Here is a 19,414-nt window from a genome sequence, read left to right on the forward strand (position 1 = left end):
CTCACCTCAAAATTATCTTGTTTGAAGTACTGCCCAATGTGATTCCAATTATTGTGGTGGCGATGTCGACCACCATCGGATGGATGATTCTTGAAACGGCCGGGCTATCTTTCTTGGCTTAGGTTCTCAACCTCCTCAGGCGGATTTAGGTTCCATGCTGGGGGAAGCGCGTAATGCCTTGATCTCATACCCACACGCCAGTGTTGTGCCCGGGCTGATGATTTTCCTAATCGTTATATGCGTGAACTTACTCGGTGACGGAATCCGCGATGCTCTTGATCCGCGTTTGAAATCCGGGGCTTTGTCGCGCCCTGCGGCAGCAACCAAAGTGAACCTGGAAGAACCGAATGCAGCCACGCCCGACCACCCGAGAGATTCATTGCTTTCTGTATCGGGTTTACACACGCGCTTTTACATCGGGCAACGAGTGTACAAAGCCAGCAATGGGGTGTCTTTTCACATAAAGGCTGGGGAATGTCTCGGTATAGTGGGGGAGAGCGGTTCAGGTAAGTCGGTCACTGCACTCTCTATTATGGGGCTGATTCCTTCGCCACCCGGTGTGATTACTGGTGGGTCTATCCAGATGGGTGGGGAAGAACTTATTGGCATGCCATATCCGCGTTTGCGACAACTTCGCGGCGACAAAGTGGCGTATATTTTCCAGGATCCTCTGTCCACTTTGCATCCGTTACTGAAAATTGGAGAACAGTTGACCGAGGCGATTCTCGTTCACCACTCCATTTCGAAATCACAAGCCAGAAAGAAAGCCATCGACCTGATGGAAGCGGTACATATCCCCAATGCAGCGGAGCGCATTAACGCCTACCCTCATGAGTTGTCTGGTGGTATGCGACAGCGCATTGCCATTGCTATGGCGTTGATTAACGACCCTGAACTGATCATTGCAGACGAGCCAACCACAGCTTTGGATGTGACGGTACAGGGGCAGATACTGGCGCTGCTTGATGAATTAAGGCGCGAACGTGGTGTCGCGATTTTGTTTATCACTCACGATTTTGGTGTGGTTTCACAGCTGTGCGATCGGGTTGCCGTGATGTATGCCGGCGAGATCGTAGAAGAGGGCAGTACTCAGAACGTCTTGGCTTCGCCGAAACACCCGTATACCCATCGGCTTATTCAATGTGTGCCTGAACTGGGGCGGGGGAAAACACAATTGCATGCGATAGAAGGGTTACCCCCGCTCACCAGCGATTTACCCATTGGCTGTAATTTCGCTGCCCGTTGCGGCAAAGCCACTGAGACTTGTCGCCAGCAATCACCGAACGAAGAACGATCATCGGATCGGTTTGTTCGCTGTCACTTCCCAGAGGGTTCCCAAGCATGAGCACGATATTAAACATACAGTCCCTATCGAAAACTTACTGGGTATCGGCGGGATGGTTCAATCGCAGTAAAAAAGGCGTTAAGGCGCTCAATAATCTCTCTTTAGCGGTCGAGAAAGGCGAAACATTAGGGATCGTTGGCGAGTCTGGCTGCGGGAAGTCGACCCTCGCCAGAATGCTGGTGGGGTTACTGGAGCCGAGTGAGGGGCAACTCTCGTTTGAAAATGAACCGTCGAACTCGGGTGGTCAGCTCGGGCAGCACATTCAATATGTTTTTCAGGATCCTATTAGTTCACTGAATCCGCGAAGAACCATTCAAGCTTCCATGGAAGCACCATTAAAAGCGTTGCATCAATTGCCTAAAACTGAACGGGAAGAGCGAATCAGAGAAGCCTTTAATCAAGTGAGTTTGCGCAAAGAGTTTTTAGAGCGTTATCCCCATGAGTTTTCAGGTGGGCAGGCGCAGAGGATCGGAATTGCACGAGCACTGGTCGCCAAGCCTGAGATATTGGTCCTTGATGAGCCTGTTTCCGCGCTTGATGTGTCGGTTCAGGCACAGGTGTTGAACCTTCTTGCAGACATCAAGGAAGAAAATAACCTGACGTATTTGTTTATCAGTCATGATTTAGCGGTGGTCGAAGCGGTCAGTGATCGGGTTGCGGTGATGTATTTTGGATCATTAGTCGAGCTGGGTCGCGCAGAACAGATTTTCAAATCACCTAAACACCCTTACACTAAGTTGCTAGCGGAAAGTGCTCCGGTTGTAGGACGTGCAATTCAGGTTCCTGATAAAGACGCTGAATTGCCCGATCCACTTAACCCTCCGAAAGGGTGTGCCTTTGCTTCCCGTTGCCCCAATGCCAGTCACCAATGCATGGAAAGCGTTCCGAAATTGAATGAGCTAGAAGGAAATCAGTTTGTCGCGTGCCACCACCCCGTTTACCAGTAACAATCTGAATCAAGAGAATACCGCGAAATTAAGACGCCCTTATCGCGCTGCTGAAGCCATTAAACAGTGGATAGTGGAACACGGGTTGCAGCCGGGCGACCCTCTTCCGCAGGAGCATGTCTTGATAGAGATGTTCAAAATGTCGAAGGGCACCATTCGCGAAACCATGCGTATTCTGGAAGTGCAGGGGCTTATCCGTACTCGTACTGGTCCCAAGGGTGGCGCGTTTGTGAATGCGGTGTCCGAACCGCTGGCGAGTAACCTTCTCAGCAATTATTTCTATTTCCAAAACCTTTCTCTTTCGGATATTTACCAGCTTCGTCGTACTCTGGAGCCTGAACTCGCGGCGTCCCTAGCGGGCAAGCTGAGTGAAACGGATTTAGATCGGCTAGAAAATATCATCAACAAATACGCAGAACCCGCAAAAACGCTGGAAGAAGAGCGTGACCACCATGTGGATTCGCTGCAATTTCACATCGCTCTCGCTGAGTTGGCAGACAACCCATTGTTAGGCTTCGTGATTCGGTTTATGAGCAGGATGCTGACGGATATGACGGTGACTCGCGAGCTGTATAACCCACCAAATATCGAGCTATGGGAGAAAGGGACGGCTTATCAACTCAAGTTGATCGAGGCGTTAAAATCCGGGGATGCAAAAGCGGCAAGAGAAATCATGGCAGAACACATGGTAATGGCACAAGAGAGAATGGAAGATCAGGAGGTGGAGCTATCAAAACGCTTTTTGCCTCCCGTTGGGCATGCGTGATGCAGCATGAGCGGGTTGATATCCATTTGTGTTTAAATTGTATTACAGCACCGCTTTGTACCTGTAAGCTTTCCAGTTTGCCTAATAAATGAGAATTATTGAAAAATATATCAATAATGAATCTATTTTCCGTTCCTAATTACCCACAATTTGAATAAGACTATAGCTATGCCTTACTCGGTGGGGAAAGAAGATGTACCTCAAGAACAACAAAGTCGCTCATTTAGAAGCGTCGGTCAGAAGAAAGCTCATCAACTTGATTCTGGTTTTAGGCAGCATTTACAGCATATTTGGATTGATTGCACTCGCTGTCCGCACCTGGAACTTCGGTTTCAACAGCACACTGATAGTTAACTTTATTTTGATGTGTTGGCTGCTCTTTATCACCATCCGTCGACACAAAATCCGAACTCGCAGAAAAGCCATTTATATCGTCATGATCCTTTTCATTAATTTTGCGATAGGATTTGTGTCAATCGGGCCAATGGCAGGCAGCATCCTGCTGTTTCCATTGTCGATATTTGTGGTTTCCATGTGTTTCAGGCAAAGCTGGACAAACCGTTATATTGCCGTGATCTCGCTGTTTTGTATTGGCGTTGCTGTCGCCTTCATTACCGATTTTCTAACGCCCAAAATTCTGATTGCCGATCTGTTGCACAGCCCGGCTCACTGGGCTGGTTATGTGATCTGTATGATGATGTTTTTCAGCATTACCAGCTACTCACTGTACAAGTATCGGGATGCAACCCGACGCCTGATTCACGAACTGCAACTCCAGCGGGACTATATTCAGTGGCAGGCGAGTCATGATGACCTGACCCAGTTGCCCACTTACAAATTAATGCGTGAGCTTTACTATCAGGCGTTAAAACGCAACAAAAACACCAGATATCAGGTTGGGTTGCTGTTTCTGGATTTGAACAAATTTAAAGAGGTTAATGATACCTACGGGCATGATGCAGGTGACCATTGCCTGAGGATCACCGCAGAAAGACTAAAAACCGCCGTCAAGCATGATGGATTTGTCAGCCGGATCGGTGGCGACGAGTTTATCGTGGTGCTTGAACAAGTGCGTGAAAAGCAGGATATTCAGGCGCTTACCGACAGAATTCATACCCTGATGCGTGAGCCAATCATGCATGATGGTCATTGCTACGTCGTCGGAGTCAGTGTTGGGGCAGCCATCGCACCGGAAAACGGGCACGACTTAGAAAGGGTGAAAAAAGCGGCGGATCAGGCGATGTATCAGGCCAAACTGTCGAACCAGCCTCAGTGCATTTTTGCCACATAGCGATACGCATCTAAATTCGAATAAAAGCTGGTGAATCATTCACCAGCTAATCTGTCTTGTTGCCCCCAGAATTCAGCAAACTCATTCAGAGTCATGCCTGCTTTGTTCCGCAGGTTCGGATCGCATTCATGACCGTAAAGTGTCTTAGCAATCGAAAATTCTCCCTTAATGAGAGCACCCATAATGGCAGTGTTTCCCCGTTTATCCTGAATACAGGAATCGGCTCCGTGTGCCAGCAAAGTATCTACGATATCGGACTGACCATGATACGCCGCGACCATAAGTGCGGTGTAACTTTGGGGGTTGGTTTGATTTATGGGGAATCCGGCATTGAGAAAGGTTTTTATCACGTCGGATTCACCGGTTCTGGCAGCGGCAAAGAAGTAGCGAATAAGCGAGCTTTGCTGCTGTGCAAGTGATTCGGATGACGAAGCCTGCGGCTGGCTGGCATAAGCCAGTGAGCAAGTGAACAACAGACTTGCGAATGAGGCAAAGATGGATACGTAAATGGATTTCATGACAACCTCCAGTATTTGAGGTGCCCGTACACCACCACTCTAATTGGCAGAAAAGAGCAGGGGAAGTGGCGCACGGGGCTTGGATATTTAATTTTTAATTACATATTTGCGAACTACATGCTTGCGAACTTGGTCACCTTCGCCATGTCGCCTTTGACTGCGCTGGTAATGGCTTTACCGAAGTCTTCATCAGCACGGTAGAAGTGGCTAAGCATGATGTGCTTGATTTCATCATCGGCTACTTTGCCCAAATCGCCCGCCAGATTAGTCACCAGGTCTTCCTGTTCCTGCGGTGACAAGCTTCGATACAACACACCAGCCTGGAAGAAGTTACGCGGATTGCTGATCGCCTGCTGTTGCACTGTGCCATTCAGCGGAGTGCGAACCGCTCTGAACTTGGTATCTTCTGCCAGATCTAGCTTGCGGCTAGGCTGATAGTTGATATCGGAAGTGGTGTTACCAAAATTGGACGCGCCCTCTTGGTTGTGATTGCGCACTTCCACTTTCGGACGGTTCACATGGAATTGAGAGTGGTTTGCGCCTAAGCGATAAATTTGCGTATCGGCATAAGAGAAGATGCGACCTTGCAGCAAACGGTCTTCCGAAGGCTCAATGCCCGGAATTAAGTTAGAAGGTGCAAAAGCGGATTGCTCGGTTTCCTGAAAGAAGTTATCTGGCACACGGTTAAGTGTCATAGTCCCGACTTTCTGATCCGCAACGTCTAACCACATTTTGGTGGCGTCTAAGCCGTTGTAATCGAGCTTCATCAGAGCTTCAGGCGTCAGAACTTTTACATAAAGGTCCCATTTAGGAAAGTTGCCTTTATTGATTTCCTGATAGAGATCGTTGGTTAGGTGGTTAAAGTCTTTACCCTGAGTTTCTACCACTTCATGAGGGCGTAAACCTTGTGTTCCCTGCTGGCTCTTCCATTGGAATTTAACGTATTTCACGTCACCCGATTCGTTGATCCACTTAAAGGCGTGCACACCAAAACCGTCCATTTTTCGGTAGCTGGCAGGTACACCAATGTTCGAGTACACCCAGGTAAGCATATGGGTTGACCCTGGCTCATGGCTGAAAAAATCGAAGAATCGATTCGGGTCTTGCACGTTAGAAATAGGGGACGGCTTCAGTGAATGAACCATGTCCGGAAACTTAATCGCATCACGAATAAAGAACACAGGCAGGTTATTCCCTACCAGATCCCAGTTACCCTGATCGGTATAAAATTTTGTGGCAAACCCACGTGGGTCACGCAGTGTCTCGGGAGATCCCTTAGGATGAACTACGGTAGAAAAACGCACAAATACCGGCGTTTTCTTGCCTTTTTCTGTAAACGGTGCAGCAATGGTGAGATCGGAATAATCCCCACTAGAAACAAATTCACCATGAACGCCTGTTCCTCTGGCATGCACAACACGCTCAGGGATTCGCTCACGGGCAAATCTTTGAAGTTTCTGAATTAAATGCACATCCTGCAGCAGTACGCTGCCCATAGGACCTGCCGTAATCGAATTTTGGTTATCTCCAACTGGTGCGCCGTTGTCACGTGTCATTGTTGTACTGTGTGCACTAAACGTAACGCCCATTGATAAGATAAGTAAGCTTTTGACGACCTGCATATTTGCTTCCTTTATATACAAGATTCAAAGCTCTTTTCTGCCAACAAGCAGTATAGGGTTTTTATATTTATGATTGGAAATAGGTTTTTTCTATAAAATCAATTGGTGATTTCTATTAAAACGTTTTCTATGCAACTTGGGAGGAATATCAATATCAGGCAGGCGAAAATCACTATAGCGTAAATTTCACGCAATTGACACATTAATCAAAAAGGATGTGAAACGAATTAGTTTCAGTCGCTAAAATTCAATAAAAATGGATTAAATGGTGGTAAATGTAATGCAACGTTGATTAACGTGCAGAAAACGATCATAAATTTGTCATGTTCAATTTTTACTCTTGTCCGTAGTTTTTATATGGGTTTGAAGTGAATATGAACATCAAAGATGTCGCTCAGCTTGCGAACGTGTCCACCACTACAGTGTCTCGATACCTGAATAAGCCAGAGTTGGTCGCACCAGATGCGTCAGAACGTATCGCCAAGGTCATTGAGCTAACGGGCTACTCTCCAAGAAAGCAATTCACCGGAGTTAAACTCAACACCAATCCCACTATAGGGTTGATGATCCCCAGCCTGAATAACCCGGTGTTTGCGGAAATTGCGTCTGCCATTCAGTCTAAAGCCCGGTTCTACGGATACTCCACTCTCATCATTGATACTCAATACCAGAGTGAGCTCGAAAAGCTGGCCATTATCACTCTGTTGCGCCAACGGGTTGCCGGAGTGTTGCTCACGGTATCTTCGACACGAAACAACGAAGCGCTCTCTCTGCTGCGAGAATTCGGTTTTCCTTATTGCTTGTTACATAACCAAAGTGAGTCGGAAGAAGCGTGCGTTTACGTCGACAACTATCAGGCGAGCCGAGAAGTCGCTTTTGCCCTGCATAAAAAAGGTCATACCAACTTTGGTGTTGTCACCATGGATTTTTCTGCCTCAGATCGCGGCAAAGCAAGATTCGCGGGTTATACCGATGCGTTAAAGGATCTTGGTTACGACATCAGCCAGATCACCCATGTGGAACTGCCTCCAAACAGACATGCCCCAGACATTCACGATGACAGCTTTTGCCCTAACAGTAATGTGACCGCGTGGTTTTGCACCAATGATCTGCTGGCACTGCGCACGTTGAAGGCTCTTCGCAAGCAGGGAGCAAAAATTCCGGAAGACGTGAGTGTTGTTGGCTTTGACGGAATGGCGCTGGGAATGCTGTATCACCCACAATTAGCCACGGTTTCGGTTCCATACCAAAAGATGGGAGAAGTTGCCGTGGACTTACTGCTGAATGAACGCATTGCCCACAACCGGACGAGGCAGATCAGCAGACATATTGAAGTAGGTCATCAACTGATGATGACTGGAACGGTGGCGTAAGCGCTACAGGAAAAACTTAACTTTTACATCAAGGAGTGAAACCCATGTTACTTAAGTCGATTGCCGGGCTTAGCCTGGTTGCAATCACCTTCGCTGCATCTGTGCAGCCAGTGCTTGCCGCAGACGCCACCTGTTACAACTGCCCGCCAGAGTGGGCTAACTGGGGTGGTCAGCTCAAACAAATCAAAAAGGAGCTGAATATATCGGTTCCGATGGATAACAAAAACTCAGGACAGACGCTCTCTCAGCTGATTGCAGAGAAAAACAGCCCAGTTGCCGACGTGGCATACTACGGCGTCTCTTTTGGTATCAAAGCCGCAGAGCAAGATGTCGTCACCGGTTATAAGCCAAAGAACTGGGACCAGATCCCGGCTGGCTTAAAAGATCCGGATGGTAAATGGTTCGCCATTCATTCAGGGACTCTGGGGTTCTTTGTGAATAAAGATGCTCTGGAAGGAAAGCCAGTACCTGAATCCTGGGCTGATTTGCTTAAGTCTGATTACCGAGGAATGGTGGGGTATCTTGACCCGACCAGCGCGTTTGTTGGTTACGCGGGTGCAGTAGCCGTAAACCGCGCAATGGGAGGCGATTTGTCAAACTTTGACCCGGCGATCGAATACTTTGCCACGTTAAAGAAAAACAAACCAATTGTGCCTAAGCAAACTTCTTATGCACGTGTGCTTTCTGGTGAGATTCCAATTCTCCTCGATTTTGACTTCAACGCTTACCGCGCCAAATACAAAGACCACGCCAATATTGAGTTTGTCATCCCTAAAGAAGGTTCTCTGGTGGTGCCTTACGTGATGAGTCAAGTGAAGAATTCACCAAACCCAGATAACGCGAAAAAGATTCTGGACTTTGTTCTCTCAGATAAAGGTCAGAAAGTATGGGCACAGGCTTTCTTAAGACCTGTTGTGGCTTCAGCTATGGATGAGGAAACCAAGAAGAAATTCTTACCTGCGAGTGACTACGCTCGTGCCTCAGCCATTGATTTTGCCAGTATGGCAGGTGCGCAGACGGGATTTGCTCAGCGCTACCTGAAAGAAGTGAAGTAACCGGACTGGGCGGCAGTATCACTGTCGCCTCTGTTTGAGTGAGATATGAATAAGTACCTAATTTTGATTCTTCCTGCTGTGGTCATTAGCCTGGCATTTTTCGTTTTGCCTGTTGCTCAGCTGTTTGCTCTGTCTGAACCCATGAATTACCTCGCCATTATAACCAACGAACAGTACTACCTGAGCTTGTGGTCCACCGTGGTACTTGCTGTTGTAGTAACACTTCTGACATTAGTAATCGCCATTGTTTGTGGGTTATTTCTGACGCGACATGAATTTTTCGGTAAGCGTGTTCTTATTGCAATGATCAGCTTTCCTCTGGCATTTCCCGGTGTTGTTATTGGCTTTTTCGTCATCATGCTGGCAGGCAGACAAGGGCTGTTTGCACAACTTGGGCTATGGATAGAAGGCGAACGATGGACGTTTGCCTATTCTATTGCAGGTCTGTTTGTTGGCTATCTCTACTTTTCCATTCCTCGGGTAGTGCTTACGGTGATGGTCGCGGCTGAAAAGCTGGATTACAGCTTAATGGAGGCTGCTCGTTCACTCGGTGCAGGCCCGTTAAGAACATTCAGAGACGTGACATTGCCCGCTTTGATTCCGGGTTTGATTTCCTCAGGTTCGCTTTGTTTTGCTACTTCCATGGGGGCTTTTGGTACCGCTTTTACATTGGCAACAGACCTAAATGTGCTGCCAATGACCATCTATACCGAGTTCACGCTCAGTGCCAATCTTCCTATGGCGGCGGCGCTCAGTATTGTGTTAGGTGCGGTGACCTGGCTTTGTCTGATTGTTGCTAAGCGCTATGGCATGGCTGCTGTCAGTATGGGAGCATAACAATGAAGCGAAACTACACGTTTTATCTGCCTCTTGCTTTTACCGTTCTGGTTTGTGCGTTCTTGTTGGTTCCGGTGATCATGTCGGTTCTGGCTGGTCTCACCAACAACTATTTTGTCGGTCTCAAAAGCGGTCTGACTCTTCGATGGGTTATCGAAGTATGGACGCTTTACGCAGACACATTATGGTTGACCCTGCTGGTGGCAGTGGCGTCTGTCGTATTCAACCTGATTGCGGGAATCCCTCTGGCTTACTACCTTGCTGCCCATCAGTCCCGCCTATCGGAAATACTGCAGGAACTGATTACTCTGCCGATTGCCGTCCCGGGCTTAGCGATCTCTATCGGGCTTATCACAACCTATGGGCACTTTTCTGATTTCCGATCTAGCTGGATGTTCATTCTGACAGGACACGTGATTTTCACGTTGCCTTTTATGGTCAATGCCATTCTTGCTGCGCTCAAGAGCATAGATTTTAAAGTGCTGGAAGAGGGTGCGGCCAGCTTGGGAGCCAGTTTTTGGCGGCGATTTGTCGATATCATCGTCCCCAACTGTATGACAGGCATTGTCAGCGGCACCCTAATGACGCTGACGCTTTCTATTGGTGAATTCAATCTCACCTGGATGCTGCATACTCCGCTGACCAAGACTCTGCCTGTCGGTTTAGCTGATGCTTACGCTTCCATGCGTCTTGAGATTGGTTCTGCCTACACCCTGATATTTCTTTTGCTTTTACTTCCTCTCCTGATTGCCACTCAACTTCTAAAGCGCAGTCAGAAATCGCCAACTGTTACTGACCCTATGTAAGGAGCTGTCTTAGTGAGTCATGTTAGTCAAAACCCGGGCATTAGCCTGAACAGAGTAAAGAAGACTTTTCCTGACGGTTCCGTTGCCTTGCAAACTACCGATCTGGAAATAGAACCCGGTGAAATTCTGGTGTTGCTTGGACCTTCTGGATGCGGAAAAACCACCACATTAAGGATGATTGCTGGTCTGGAAAACTGTGACAGTGGTGGAAACATTCTGTTCGGTCAACAAGATGTCACCGATCTGCCAATCGAGAAGCGTAATGTGGGGATGGTATTTCAGTCTTACGCGCTGTTTCCCAATATGAATGTTTCGCAGAACATTGAATACGGGCTAAAGATTCGTGGAGTGGCTGAAGAAGAACGTAAGAAGAAGCTTGAAGATATGCTCTCCATGTTTGATTTAAAGCCGTTTGCGTTTCGAGCCGTTTCGCAACTCTCAGGCGGACAAAAACAGAGGGTTGCACTGGCTCGCGCCATTATTGTTGAGCCAGCGGTACTACTACTGGATGAGCCCTTATCTGCATTGGATGCCTTGTTGCGTAAGCGTTTAAGAAATGACATTCAAGTATTGCTTAAGAAGCTTCAGATTACCGCTGTCTATGTGACACACGATCAGGAAGAAGCCATGGCAATTGGCGATCGCATTGCGGTACTCGATCATGGACGAATCGCGCAGATTGGGTCACCGGAAGAAATCTATCGTCAGCCCAAATCCGACTTTGTGGCGGACTTCATCGGGGAGATCAATCACTTCAAAGGTGTGAAAGATGGGGAGCGTCTGAGGTTGTCGAATCTACAGACACTGCCCTTGCCAGAAGAACTTCAGAAACCTGCGCAGAATGGCAAAGCGTTGTCGCTGTTGGTTCGCCCGGAAGACATTGTGGTTTCTAATCAGGAGCATGATGACCTGTGCGGCAGAGTGTCACATATTGCCTTTTTAGGAGACAGAACGCGTATAACCATTGACTGCGGCTTAGATCAGCCAGTACTGGCTGACTGTTTCGACCGACGGGAATTCAGGTTAGATCAGGTTGTTCGCCTGTCTGTTGAATGTCAGCACATGATTTATATGGAGGACAGCAATGTTAATCGCACAACTGACTGATTTACATATCAAACAAGATGGAAAGATCGCTTATCAGAAGGTCGATACGTTGCAATGTTTTAAGGATGCCATTGAGCATATTAATGCCTTAAACGTTGATCTGGTGGTGTTAACTGGGGATTTAGGCGATTTCGGAAAGGAAGAAGAGTACGTCATTATCCGTCAGGAATTAAAAAAACTGAATGCTCCTATTCGTATCATTCCCGGCAATCACGACCATAAGGTCAAGCTGCGTGAAGGGCTGTCTGATTTAGTTGATTATGAACATCCGCTGGAGTGCAATTTCGCCCTAGAAACCGAGCATCATCATTTGATTGGTCTGGACTCTTCTGTTGTCGGTAAGCCCTTTGGCAGCATCGCAAAGGATAGCCTGAACTGGCTGCGGGAAAAGTTACTGGATACCTCTAAACCAACGCTACTGTTTATGCATCATCCTCCGATAAAAGTGGGGGTTGAGCATATGGATGTGCAAAACCTTCATAACTCAGAAGATCTATGGGATGTGATTGCCCCTTTCAATCAGATCAAAGCGATTGTGACGGGTCACCTGCATCGACCAGTATGCGGAATTTGGAAGCACCTTCCGGTTTGGGTCGGACCTTCTCATAGCCACAGTGTCGCGTTAGATTTTGATAAAGAAGGCGTTCCATCGTTTCAGTTGGAGCCCAAAGCGATTCGTCTGTTTAAACTTGATGAGCAGGGCATTGTTGGTCACATCAGTTATATCGGACAGCACGAAGGTCCCTTCCCGTTTTTTGATGGAAGTGCACTGCTAGACTAAAAAAGCGCCGCGAAATTCCCTCGCGGCGCTTTCACTTACAATGTTTTAGCAGCAAGTTGCTCGGCAATGTAATCCGCCTGACGAATAGCCAAGGCGACTATGGTTAGCGTTGGGTTTTCTGCTGCGCCAGTGGTGAACTGGCTACCATCGGAGACGAACAGGTTCTTGATGTCGTGAGCCTGTCCCCACCGATTGACGACGCCGTCTCTGGCTTTTTCACTCATCCGGTTAGTACCTAAGTTATGAGTAGAAGGATAGGGCACTACTCGGTGAGTTTTTACTGCACCAACGGCTTCGTACACTTGTTCCCCTTTCTCATAGGCGTATTCTCGCATGGCGACATCGTTGGGGTGGTCGTCATAATGCACATTTGGAATCGGCAATCCATGGGCATCTTTCTCATCCGTGTTCAGAGTGATTCTGTTTGATGAGCGAGGCATGTCTTCCCCCACCAGCCACATACCAGCCATGTTTTCATACTGCTCCATGGCGTTAGCAAAGTCATTGCCCCACGCACCCGGTTTGAGAAATGCAGCGAGGAAAGGAAGACCGAGCGAAAGGGTTTCCATTTCAAATCCACCGACAAATCCCCGGCTAGGATCGTGAACCGATTCGTCCTGAATGATCCCTGCCATCGTGGTTCCGCGGTACATATTCACAGGTTTACTGAACTCGGCATACACCGATCCTGTCATATGGCGCATGTAGTTTTTGCCCACTTCACCCGAACTGTTAGCCAGCCCGTCTGGGAACATACTGGATGCAGAGTTGAGCAAGATTCGTGGGCTTTCTATGGAGTTACCCGCTAAACAGACCACCTTGGCTTTCTGGTGATGATGATTGCCTTCCTTATCGGCGTAGAGCACGCCGTCTACCAGCCCTTGGTCGTTATGAGTGATTTTCAAAACAGTTGATTCGGGTCTGAGCTCGAAATTGCCTGTCGCTTCTGCTTTCGGGATTTCCGTATAAAGGGTCGACCATTTTGCTGACATTCGGCATCCCTGAAAACAAAAGCCCAACTGCATGCACGCGGGTCTGCCATCACGAGGCTGAGAGTTGATCGCCATTCTTCCAGAATGAACCTGCTTGTACCCCAGCTTTCTGGCACCTGCTTCCATCACCTTAAAGTTATTATTTCCTGGCAAACCCGGAATACCGTGAGTTCGGGTCACGCCCATCTTGTCTTCTGCTTTGTCGTAGTAAGGTTCTAGCTCTGCAAGCGTCAGGGGCCAGTCGAGCAGTGTCGCATCTTTAACCTCGCCATAATGGGTAAGTGTTTTGAACTCGTGTTCCTGAATTCTCAGGCTTGCACCCGCCCAGTGTAGTGTTGAACCCCCAACCGTTTTACAGATCCAGGCAGGAAGGTTGGGGAAGTCTCGTGCTACTTCCCAAGTGCCTGATGTGGTTCTTTTATCCAGCCAGGCTTCTTTGCCGAACATATGCCATTCGTCATTTTTGAAATCACTGGCGAAATTTAGGTGAGCACCAGCTTCAAGACACACGACTTTAACGCCTTTTTGGCACAGTTCATTGGCGAGTGTGCCGCCACCTGCTCCCGAACCAATAACCACGACCACACTGTTGTCTGTTAAATCAAATTTAGCCATGGGTTCCCTCCTTACTCACTTTCGGTAGCCAGTCGATATCATCAAATCCGCGGTGCAAATATCCTCCTTTGGGGAAAGAAGGACCTTCATAGCCAAAGCGCTCCCAAATTTTAGGGTTGTTGTAGAGAGACACGACCATGTTGCCACGCACGCTTTGGAAGAAAGGGTCTGTAGCAATGCTTTCTAACATCGCTTGCTGCTGTGTCACCGACATATCAGCAAACTTGGCAGCTTTTAGCTTGCTCAAACCTTGCTGGAACGCACTGAGTGCATCACCCGATAAGGAGGCATCAATACTCTCCACACAAGATCCGTAGAAAAAATCTTCCAGGTGAGGGTGTGGGTAAATACGCCGACAGAGTGTCAGCAGTAATCTGGCTTCATCCGTGTTCAGGTTACTGACGCTGAGCTGCCATTTCTGATCGGCTAACGAGTAGCCTGATAAGCTCAGTGTGAGGGCGGTTGCCGCGCTGATGCTCGAAAGTTTTAAAAACTTCCTGCGGCTAAAATTGCGATCGTTCATCCTTACGACCTCCAGTGTAATTTCCGTTATTGAAAGCGACCGTATTTCTGTAAGAACTCGATTTTGTAGCCATCGGGATCCGTCAAGAAAAAGAACGTCGCCATGGTTTTATTTTTATGTTGCATTGACTTAACTGGTGTCGGAGAAAGGGCTAGATCGACCAGTTTTTGGTGTACTTCATCAATATTTTCAACGCACACAGCAAGATGCCCATAAGCGTCACCATGGACGTATGGCGTTTCTCTGCCGTGATTGAGGGTTAATTCAACTTCAAAACCCGATTTGGGATCACGTAGATAGGTCAGAGTGAACGTCTCAAATTCAAATTGATCCGCCAGCTCCAAGTCGAGCGCTTGGGTATAAAAGTGAATGGAACGATTCAGGTCGAGAACCCGAATCATAGAGTGGATGGTTTTTGTCATATGTGGCTCACTTTGCTTTGTTGATTTTTTAATCAATATAAACGTGAACCACGGGTAGGTGGTGGTAGCATACTACCACATGTTAAAAAAATGTAACTTTTAGATGATTAATGCTAACAGCACTAGTGAGCTTGTACCCGAAGCTGATGCTTTGCGGTATTGATAACGTCCGCAGGTTGCGACAGATACATCACGCAGGAACAGCGCAACAGCGACGCAAAATTGGATACTTCGCCGTGCAGCTCGGTGGCTTCATCATAGAGGAGTGACAAGAACTGCCCGGTCGTTATGTGTTGCTTTTCCGCGATATCATCAATGATGGTCCAGAACTTAGCTTCCAGCCGGACACTGGTAGAGTGACCGCCCAAACGTACGGAGCGGGAGATGAAATCGTAACTTTCTGGCGATTGCCCTGCAAATACATAACACATGACGTTCTCCTTAACGGTCTGCATGCACTTCCGAATCGGGTAAACAAAAATCCAGAGATCGGAAATGGGTGCGCACTTAATGGTTGTTCACTTTTGGTGCAAATACAAATTGTGCAGAAGCGGGTTTAAAGGGCGATTTATTTCTAATTAATTGATTTTAAAAAGACCTACGCTTTTGGTTTCACATATCCTTATAAGATAAAGGTGTTTACTTCTCGTTTATGAGACAGCATTTATGAGCGAATGGAATAAGTGGCAGTCTTATCTTTCCATATCGAAATAGAGTGTTTTTGTTAACCTAGTTGTTGAACCTAAAACCGAACGTTACGAGGAAAAATGGAACAGAGCATTGTCCATATCGCATTGGTTGTAAAAGATTACGATGAAGCGATCGATTTTTACGTCAATTCACTGAATTTTGAACTGATAGAAGATACCTACCAACCCGAGCAGGACAAACGCTGGGTGGTGGTTTCACCTCCCGGTTCAAAAGGTGTCACCTTGCTTCTAGCCAGAGCTTCAAAGGAAGAGCAGGAGCCGTTTATCGGAAATCAGGCTGGTGGTCGAGTGTTCTTATTTCTGCGTACCGATGATTTCTGGCGCGACTACGAAAGAATGAAAGCGAAGGGCATTAGCTTTATTCGAGAACCCAGTGAACAAGATTACGGCACAGTAGCTGTATTTGAAGATCTCTACGGAAACCGCTGGGACTTGCTTCAGCTTAACCCTGAACATCCAATGGCAAAGCGCTAGTGGGAAATTCCCTTTGATAGAGTTCTGACTGCGAGACTGATTCACTCCAGCACCTTTCCTAGCCTATCGATCAAACTGCGAACTTCGGGAAGGTGTCGGTCATCTTGATGGGTCACTAGCCACTGGTTGTGACCCAAACCTTCCACGATATTCCCTCGACGGGCTAGGGTTGTCTGGGAGTCGCCAATGAATGTCGGCAGCAGGGCAATACCATTTCCAGCCAACGCCAGATCCAGGCTGTTCCTTGGCTCATTAACTTCACAGATAGTATTGTTCCCTACATGCTTATCCAGCCATCTGGCAGATGGGATGTCTGCCAGTACTTTTATCCATACATCAGGGGCATCTTTGGTTGAATAGGGCGCAAATTCTACTTTTTTGAGCCGGCGGCATACCAAGGTTTCTTCTGTTGGTCTCTGATTTCGGATGCCGATGACCACTTCCCGATGAGTAATATCCAACACCTTTTCCGTAGACACAAAGCGAAGCCGAATGTCAGAGATGCCGTCCATAAGTGTATTGAGGTTTTCTATCAAATACAGCGTCGTCCACGTACCAGCGGAAACTTTGACTAGAGGGCGAATGGCATTAGATGTGGGTGGTGTTGTCAGGTTAACGATCTTTTCTTCTATCTCGGTCAGTTCTTTGAGCAAGGCTTTGCCTTCTGCCTGTAACTCGTAGCCTTTGTCGTGCCTGATAAACAGCTCTTTACCGAGACCTCTTTCCAGTGCATGCATTCTTCTTCCAAGAGTCGCCGCACTTCGTTGAGTCGATTTGACCGCAGCGGACAAGCCGCCCTCGCGAGCCACTGCCAAAAACAGCTGAAGGTCATTCCAATCGATGTCCTTTTTATTCATGAAAAGCACCTTTCATTTCATTCCATTGATAAAAAGATACTGAACCTTAATCTGGTAACAGGTCAAGGTTATTTAGCAACTTTGCATCGCGGAGGTCAGCAATGAATCTAAAAATGCTATCAAGACAAAGACAGACAGAAAGTCACACAACTTACGAGAGGAAGACGATTGAACAAAAAGAGGAAGATGAGTTTTACGAGTTTTTTGGAACGGATGACATTAGCCATTTTTACAATCTGATTTGCGTCATTTCTTCATTTTTTTGGCTTCGCTGTGACCGCATTGAAGGGGATGAAGGCTAAAGCAATGAATTTCCAGCTTTGGGGGAAAACCAAGTGTTAAGTTCGACTTGGAAATCTGAGTTCAATTTACTCAAGCAGTTTTTATAAATTTCATAGATGAATGTCAATGAACAGAATTTAACCTCAGTTATACTGGCTTCCTTTAAATACAAATGTCAGGAAAGCTATGAAAGAATTCGAAAAAATGTGCCAAGGTCTGGATTATGATGCGTTTAGCCCTGAGTTCGATATACTAAGAAATCAGGCTTTCGATTTACTCCAGAAAATTAACCAGCGACAGTTTGAAGCCGCCAAACCCTACGTCGCAGAGCTGTTTGCTCATGTGGGTGAAGGCAGCGTGGTGTGTCCGCCTTTTCAGTGTGAATATGGCAAAACCATTTCGATAGGTGATGGATCCTTTATCAATATGGGTGTCACCATGTTGGACAATGCACCGATTCACATTGGTAATAACGTGCTTATTGGCCCCAGTGCTCAACTGTATACACCAACGCATTCTTTAGACCATAGATTGCGTAAAAAGTGGGAAATTCAGTGTTTACCTATCACGATTGAGGACGATGTCTGGATTGGTGGTAATTCAGTGATTTGTCAGGGTGTAACCATAGGTGCTCGCTCAGTCGTGGCGGCCGGATCGGTTGTGACCAAAGACGTCGAACCTGACACACTTGTCGGCGGGGTGCCTGCTAAGAAGATAAAGTCTCTCAACCAGTAGCCAATAGTTGGCAGACATATAACGCATAGGCTGCTTGGGCAGCCTATTAAAGGAAACCTTTAGTCTGGGAGGTTTCTCATTTATTTGACTCAGTCCGATATTCATGAAAATTTGGTTTAAAAACCTTATGGTTTGCTGAGGGCTATTTAAGGTTTGATTAAAATTAATTTATTTATTCTCGTTATTTTCTAATGCATTTTAAATTAACTTTATTTTTGTTTTCTTTTGAATTGACGAGGAGCTTTTCGATACCTACTTGTTTAATTGATATTTTAGATACGTCTTTTCTAATATTGAGTGATATATATCTGAATGATAATTTATAAAAGCCTCAACAACAGTTAGGGTTTATGTCAAACGGATAGGGAATATTAATTATGACAATAGAATTAAAGAAAAGGGATTATGCGATAACAGTTCACGATATCGATTTAGACTATATCAAGGGTTCAGAGGTTCGCATTATTGAAGATGGCTTTATTCACCATTATGTAGCAACTTCAGATATTTCTCAGGGAGTGCCTATTTCAAACCCATTGTGGGAACACTTATATAGTGTGAAACGAGATACAAGTGCTGCCAGCCAGAGAGGTTTAATACCAGAACTTGATATGGATAACTTGCCACCTCCATTTGATACTTTAGAAGGTCGCGATCGTGAATATCTGTTTTTTGAATGCCTTCGAGTCGGTGTCGATTCGCCCAATGGTTATGTACTAGGTCGTATTGGGAAAAATAAATTTGGTGATCAGTGGTCTTTGTCAGGCAACTCCGCGGGCTTTCAATTAATTGACGGTGTGTTAAGTGTCCAAGACTCTTCTCAAATAACAACCACTGATACTCGTGTTATTGAAGTATCCAGAATTCGAAATAATCTAACGCAAACCACCAAACTCGAAGTCTCGGTTTACAGCGATACAATGGACACGCTCTTTATTGCTGAGAGTGGGGCAGCAGGTAATGACGGTAAACAACCACACAAGCCAATGTTGGAATCAGAAGTTTCATTTCCAATTTCTCATCAGGCACATGGAGAAATATATTACAGGCGAGGTGATACATTCGAATTAGGTATAATAATCAATATTAATCAGACGATAGGCGCTTTTGGTGACCCATTTTCAAATAAACCTAAAATGATACTAACGGCTAATACAGAACTAGCAAAAAATAATGGTCATGAACGTGAAAGGTTAGTTGAAGTTAGGAAAGAACTCGCTAAAAATAAGGTGATCACAGATAGTGGGTTTTCTCATATCAAAGATATCGAATTTAACTCAGAAAATTCAGATTTCCCAGGTCCATTACCGGATGGAAATGGCCCGAAACTGCAGGGACATGTTCCTTTATCCATTC

21 protein-coding genes are annotated in these 19,414 nt (G+C 46.5%); 14 read left to right on the plus strand and 7 right to left on the minus strand.

Going from position 1 to position 19,414, the window contains the following annotated elements:
- Positions 1 to 154 precede the first annotated feature (154 nt).
- The 4 genes from RH89_RS28250 to RH89_RS28940 all read left to right on the plus strand — a co-directional run bounded on the left by RH89_RS28250 (position 155) and on the right by RH89_RS28940 (position 4,349).
- Positions 155 to 1,345, plus strand: a complete 1,191-nt coding sequence (locus tag RH89_RS28250; protein WP_050811588.1) for an ABC transporter ATP-binding protein — start codon at positions 155 to 157, stop codon at positions 1,343 to 1,345.
- On the plus strand, positions 1,342 to 2,292 hold the full coding sequence (locus RH89_RS28255) for an ABC transporter ATP-binding protein (protein ID WP_004409371.1): 951 nt from the start codon (positions 1,342 to 1,344) through the stop codon (positions 2,290 to 2,292). Before RH89_RS28250 ends, RH89_RS28255 begins: the two co-directional genes overlap by 4 nt.
- Positions 2,261 to 3,058 (plus strand): FadR/GntR family transcriptional regulator, encoded by a 798-nt coding sequence (locus RH89_RS28260; RefSeq protein ID WP_004409387.1) that lies wholly within the window; start codon positions 2,261 to 2,263, stop codon positions 3,056 to 3,058. Before RH89_RS28255 ends, RH89_RS28260 begins: the two co-directional genes overlap by 32 nt.
- A 193-nt stretch (positions 3,059 to 3,251) precedes the next feature.
- Positions 3,252 to 4,349, plus strand: coding sequence for a GGDEF domain-containing protein (locus RH89_RS28940; RefSeq protein WP_004409389.1), 1,098 nt, complete (start codon positions 3,252 to 3,254; stop codon positions 4,347 to 4,349).
- 35 nt (positions 4,350 to 4,384) lie between these two features.
- On the opposite strand, the gene RH89_RS28270 is transcribed toward RH89_RS28940, so the two are convergent.
- Both RH89_RS28270 and katE1 read right to left on the minus strand, forming a co-directional pair.
- Positions 4,385 to 4,867 carry an ankyrin repeat domain-containing protein gene (locus tag RH89_RS28270; RefSeq protein ID WP_004409390.1) on the minus strand — a complete coding sequence of 161 codons (483 nt, stop codon included), beginning with the start codon at positions 4,865 to 4,867 and terminating at the stop codon, positions 4,385 to 4,387.
- Positions 4,868 to 4,980: 113 nt separating this feature from the next.
- Positions 4,981 to 6,489, minus strand: coding sequence for a catalase KatE1 (katE1, locus tag RH89_RS28275; RefSeq protein WP_004409392.1), 1,509 nt, complete (start codon positions 6,487 to 6,489; stop codon positions 4,981 to 4,983).
- A 374-nt stretch (positions 6,490 to 6,863) separates the two neighbouring features.
- Between katE1 and RH89_RS28280 the strand changes: the two genes are divergently transcribed.
- Genes RH89_RS28280 through RH89_RS28305 form a run of 6 tightly spaced genes read left to right on the plus strand, consistent with a single transcriptional unit; the run spans position 6,864 to position 12,448 of the window.
- Entirely contained in the window at positions 6,864 to 7,862 is a 999-nt protein-coding gene (locus RH89_RS28280; protein ID WP_004409394.1) for a LacI family DNA-binding transcriptional regulator, read from the plus strand.
- Positions 7,863 to 7,906: 44 nt separating this feature from the next.
- On the plus strand, positions 7,907 to 8,917 hold the full coding sequence (locus RH89_RS28285) for an ABC transporter substrate-binding protein (protein ID WP_004409396.1): 1,011 nt from the start codon (positions 7,907 to 7,909) through the stop codon (positions 8,915 to 8,917).
- A gap of 45 nt (positions 8,918 to 8,962) precedes the next feature.
- Positions 8,963 to 9,754 carry an ABC transporter permease gene (locus tag RH89_RS28290; RefSeq protein ID WP_004409398.1) on the plus strand — a complete coding sequence of 264 codons (792 nt, stop codon included), beginning with the start codon at positions 8,963 to 8,965 and terminating at the stop codon, positions 9,752 to 9,754.
- A 2-nt stretch (positions 9,755 to 9,756) separates the two neighbouring features.
- Positions 9,757 to 10,560, plus strand: a complete 804-nt coding sequence (locus tag RH89_RS28295) for an ABC transporter permease (RefSeq protein ID WP_004409399.1) — start codon at positions 9,757 to 9,759, stop codon at positions 10,558 to 10,560.
- A gap of 12 nt (positions 10,561 to 10,572) precedes the next feature.
- On the plus strand, positions 10,573 to 11,667 hold the full coding sequence (locus RH89_RS28300) for an ABC transporter ATP-binding protein (protein WP_004409401.1): 1,095 nt from the start codon (positions 10,573 to 10,575) through the stop codon (positions 11,665 to 11,667).
- Entirely contained in the window at positions 11,645 to 12,448 is an 804-nt protein-coding gene (locus RH89_RS28305; RefSeq protein ID WP_004409402.1) for a phosphodiesterase, read from the plus strand. The genes RH89_RS28300 and RH89_RS28305 overlap by 23 nt, the downstream gene beginning before the upstream one ends.
- A gap of 35 nt (positions 12,449 to 12,483) precedes the next feature.
- Here the strand turns inward: RH89_RS28305 and RH89_RS28310 are convergent, their stop codons facing one another.
- From RH89_RS28310 to RH89_RS28325, 4 genes are all read right to left on the minus strand, one after another.
- Positions 12,484 to 14,055, minus strand: a complete 1,572-nt coding sequence (locus RH89_RS28310) for a GMC family oxidoreductase (protein WP_004409403.1) — start codon at positions 14,053 to 14,055, stop codon at positions 12,484 to 12,486.
- On the minus strand, positions 14,048 to 14,578 hold the full coding sequence (locus RH89_RS28315) for a twin-arginine translocation signal domain-containing protein (protein WP_004409405.1): 531 nt from the start codon (positions 14,576 to 14,578) through the stop codon (positions 14,048 to 14,050). The genes RH89_RS28310 and RH89_RS28315 overlap by 8 nt, the downstream gene beginning before the upstream one ends.
- 26 nt (positions 14,579 to 14,604) lie before the next feature.
- Positions 14,605 to 15,000 carry a VOC family protein gene (locus tag RH89_RS28320; protein ID WP_004409407.1) on the minus strand — a complete coding sequence of 132 codons (396 nt, stop codon included), beginning with the start codon at positions 14,998 to 15,000 and terminating at the stop codon, positions 14,605 to 14,607.
- A 122-nt stretch (positions 15,001 to 15,122) separates the two neighbouring features.
- The gene (locus RH89_RS28325; RefSeq protein ID WP_004409411.1) at positions 15,123 to 15,431 is read right to left on the minus strand and encodes a ribbon-helix-helix domain-containing protein; all 309 of its coding nucleotides are present in this window, start codon (positions 15,429 to 15,431) and stop codon (positions 15,123 to 15,125) included.
- Positions 15,432 to 15,767: 336 nt separating this feature from the next.
- On the opposite strand from RH89_RS28325, the gene RH89_RS28330 reads away from it, so the two are divergent.
- Positions 15,768 to 16,184 carry a VOC family protein gene (locus tag RH89_RS28330; RefSeq protein WP_004409413.1) on the plus strand — a complete coding sequence of 139 codons (417 nt, stop codon included), beginning with the start codon at positions 15,768 to 15,770 and terminating at the stop codon, positions 16,182 to 16,184.
- A 41-nt stretch (positions 16,185 to 16,225) separates the two neighbouring features.
- Here RH89_RS28330 and RH89_RS28335 read toward each other — a convergent pair whose 3' ends face one another.
- Entirely contained in the window at positions 16,226 to 17,041 is an 816-nt protein-coding gene (locus RH89_RS28335) for a LysR family transcriptional regulator (protein ID WP_004409415.1), read from the minus strand.
- A gap of 101 nt (positions 17,042 to 17,142) precedes the next feature.
- On the opposite strand from RH89_RS28335, the gene RH89_RS28340 reads away from it, so the two are divergent.
- From RH89_RS28340 to RH89_RS28350, 3 genes are all read left to right on the plus strand, one after another.
- Positions 17,143 to 17,343 (plus strand): hypothetical protein, encoded by a 201-nt coding sequence (locus RH89_RS28340; protein ID WP_004409416.1) that lies wholly within the window; start codon positions 17,143 to 17,145, stop codon positions 17,341 to 17,343.
- 166 nt (positions 17,344 to 17,509) lie between these two features.
- A complete protein-coding gene (locus RH89_RS28345) occupies positions 17,510 to 18,058 on the plus strand; it encodes a sugar O-acetyltransferase (protein ID WP_004409418.1) in 549 nt (182 codons plus the stop codon).
- Between the two features lie 377 nt (positions 18,059 to 18,435).
- On the plus strand, positions 18,436 to 19,414 hold a 979-nt coding region (locus RH89_RS28350), incomplete at its 3' end, for a hypothetical protein (RefSeq protein ID WP_004409420.1).

This window comes from Vibrio nigripulchritudo ATCC 27043 (assembly GCF_000222685.1).
In the GTDB taxonomy this organism is placed as follows: domain Bacteria; phylum Pseudomonadota; class Gammaproteobacteria; order Enterobacterales; family Vibrionaceae; genus Vibrio; species Vibrio nigripulchritudo.

What these genes read in the sequence shown, in the direction of transcription:
- RH89_RS28250 (WP_050811588.1), top strand. Translation starts at nt 155, where the DNA reads ATGCTGGGGGAAGCGCGTAATGCCTTGATCTCATACCCACACGCCAGT.
- RH89_RS28255 (WP_004409371.1), top strand. Translation starts at nt 1,342, where the DNA reads ATGAGCACGATATTAAACATACAGTCCCTATCGAAAACTTACTGGGTA.
- RH89_RS28940 (WP_004409389.1), top strand. Translation starts at nt 3,252, where the DNA reads ATGTACCTCAAGAACAACAAAGTCGCTCATTTAGAAGCGTCGGTCAGA.
- RH89_RS28270 (WP_004409390.1), bottom strand. Translation starts at nt 4,867, where the DNA reads ATGAAATCCATTTACGTATCCATCTTTGCCTCATTCGCAAGTCTGTTG.
- katE1 (WP_004409392.1), bottom strand. Translation starts at nt 6,489, where the DNA reads ATGCAGGTCGTCAAAAGCTTACTTATCTTATCAATGGGCGTTACGTTT.
- RH89_RS28280 (WP_004409394.1), top strand. Translation starts at nt 6,864, where the DNA reads ATGAACATCAAAGATGTCGCTCAGCTTGCGAACGTGTCCACCACTACA.
- RH89_RS28285 (WP_004409396.1), top strand. Translation starts at nt 7,907, where the DNA reads ATGTTACTTAAGTCGATTGCCGGGCTTAGCCTGGTTGCAATCACCTTC.
- RH89_RS28290 (WP_004409398.1), top strand. Translation starts at nt 8,963, where the DNA reads ATGAATAAGTACCTAATTTTGATTCTTCCTGCTGTGGTCATTAGCCTG.
- RH89_RS28295 (WP_004409399.1), top strand. Translation starts at nt 9,757, where the DNA reads ATGAAGCGAAACTACACGTTTTATCTGCCTCTTGCTTTTACCGTTCTG.
- RH89_RS28305 (WP_004409402.1), top strand. Translation starts at nt 11,645, where the DNA reads ATGTTAATCGCACAACTGACTGATTTACATATCAAACAAGATGGAAAG.
- RH89_RS28310 (WP_004409403.1), bottom strand. Translation starts at nt 14,055, where the DNA reads ATGGCTAAATTTGATTTAACAGACAACAGTGTGGTCGTGGTTATTGGT.
- RH89_RS28315 (WP_004409405.1), bottom strand. Translation starts at nt 14,578, where the DNA reads ATGAACGATCGCAATTTTAGCCGCAGGAAGTTTTTAAAACTTTCGAGC.
- RH89_RS28320 (WP_004409407.1), bottom strand. Translation starts at nt 15,000, where the DNA reads ATGACAAAAACCATCCACTCTATGATTCGGGTTCTCGACCTGAATCGT.
- RH89_RS28325 (WP_004409411.1), bottom strand. Translation starts at nt 15,431, where the DNA reads ATGTGTTATGTATTTGCAGGGCAATCGCCAGAAAGTTACGATTTCATC.
- RH89_RS28330 (WP_004409413.1), top strand. Translation starts at nt 15,768, where the DNA reads ATGGAACAGAGCATTGTCCATATCGCATTGGTTGTAAAAGATTACGAT.
- RH89_RS28335 (WP_004409415.1), bottom strand. Translation starts at nt 17,041, where the DNA reads ATGAATAAAAAGGACATCGATTGGAATGACCTTCAGCTGTTTTTGGCA.
- RH89_RS28340 (WP_004409416.1), top strand. Translation starts at nt 17,143, where the DNA reads ATGAATCTAAAAATGCTATCAAGACAAAGACAGACAGAAAGTCACACA.
- RH89_RS28345 (WP_004409418.1), top strand. Translation starts at nt 17,510, where the DNA reads ATGAAAGAATTCGAAAAAATGTGCCAAGGTCTGGATTATGATGCGTTT.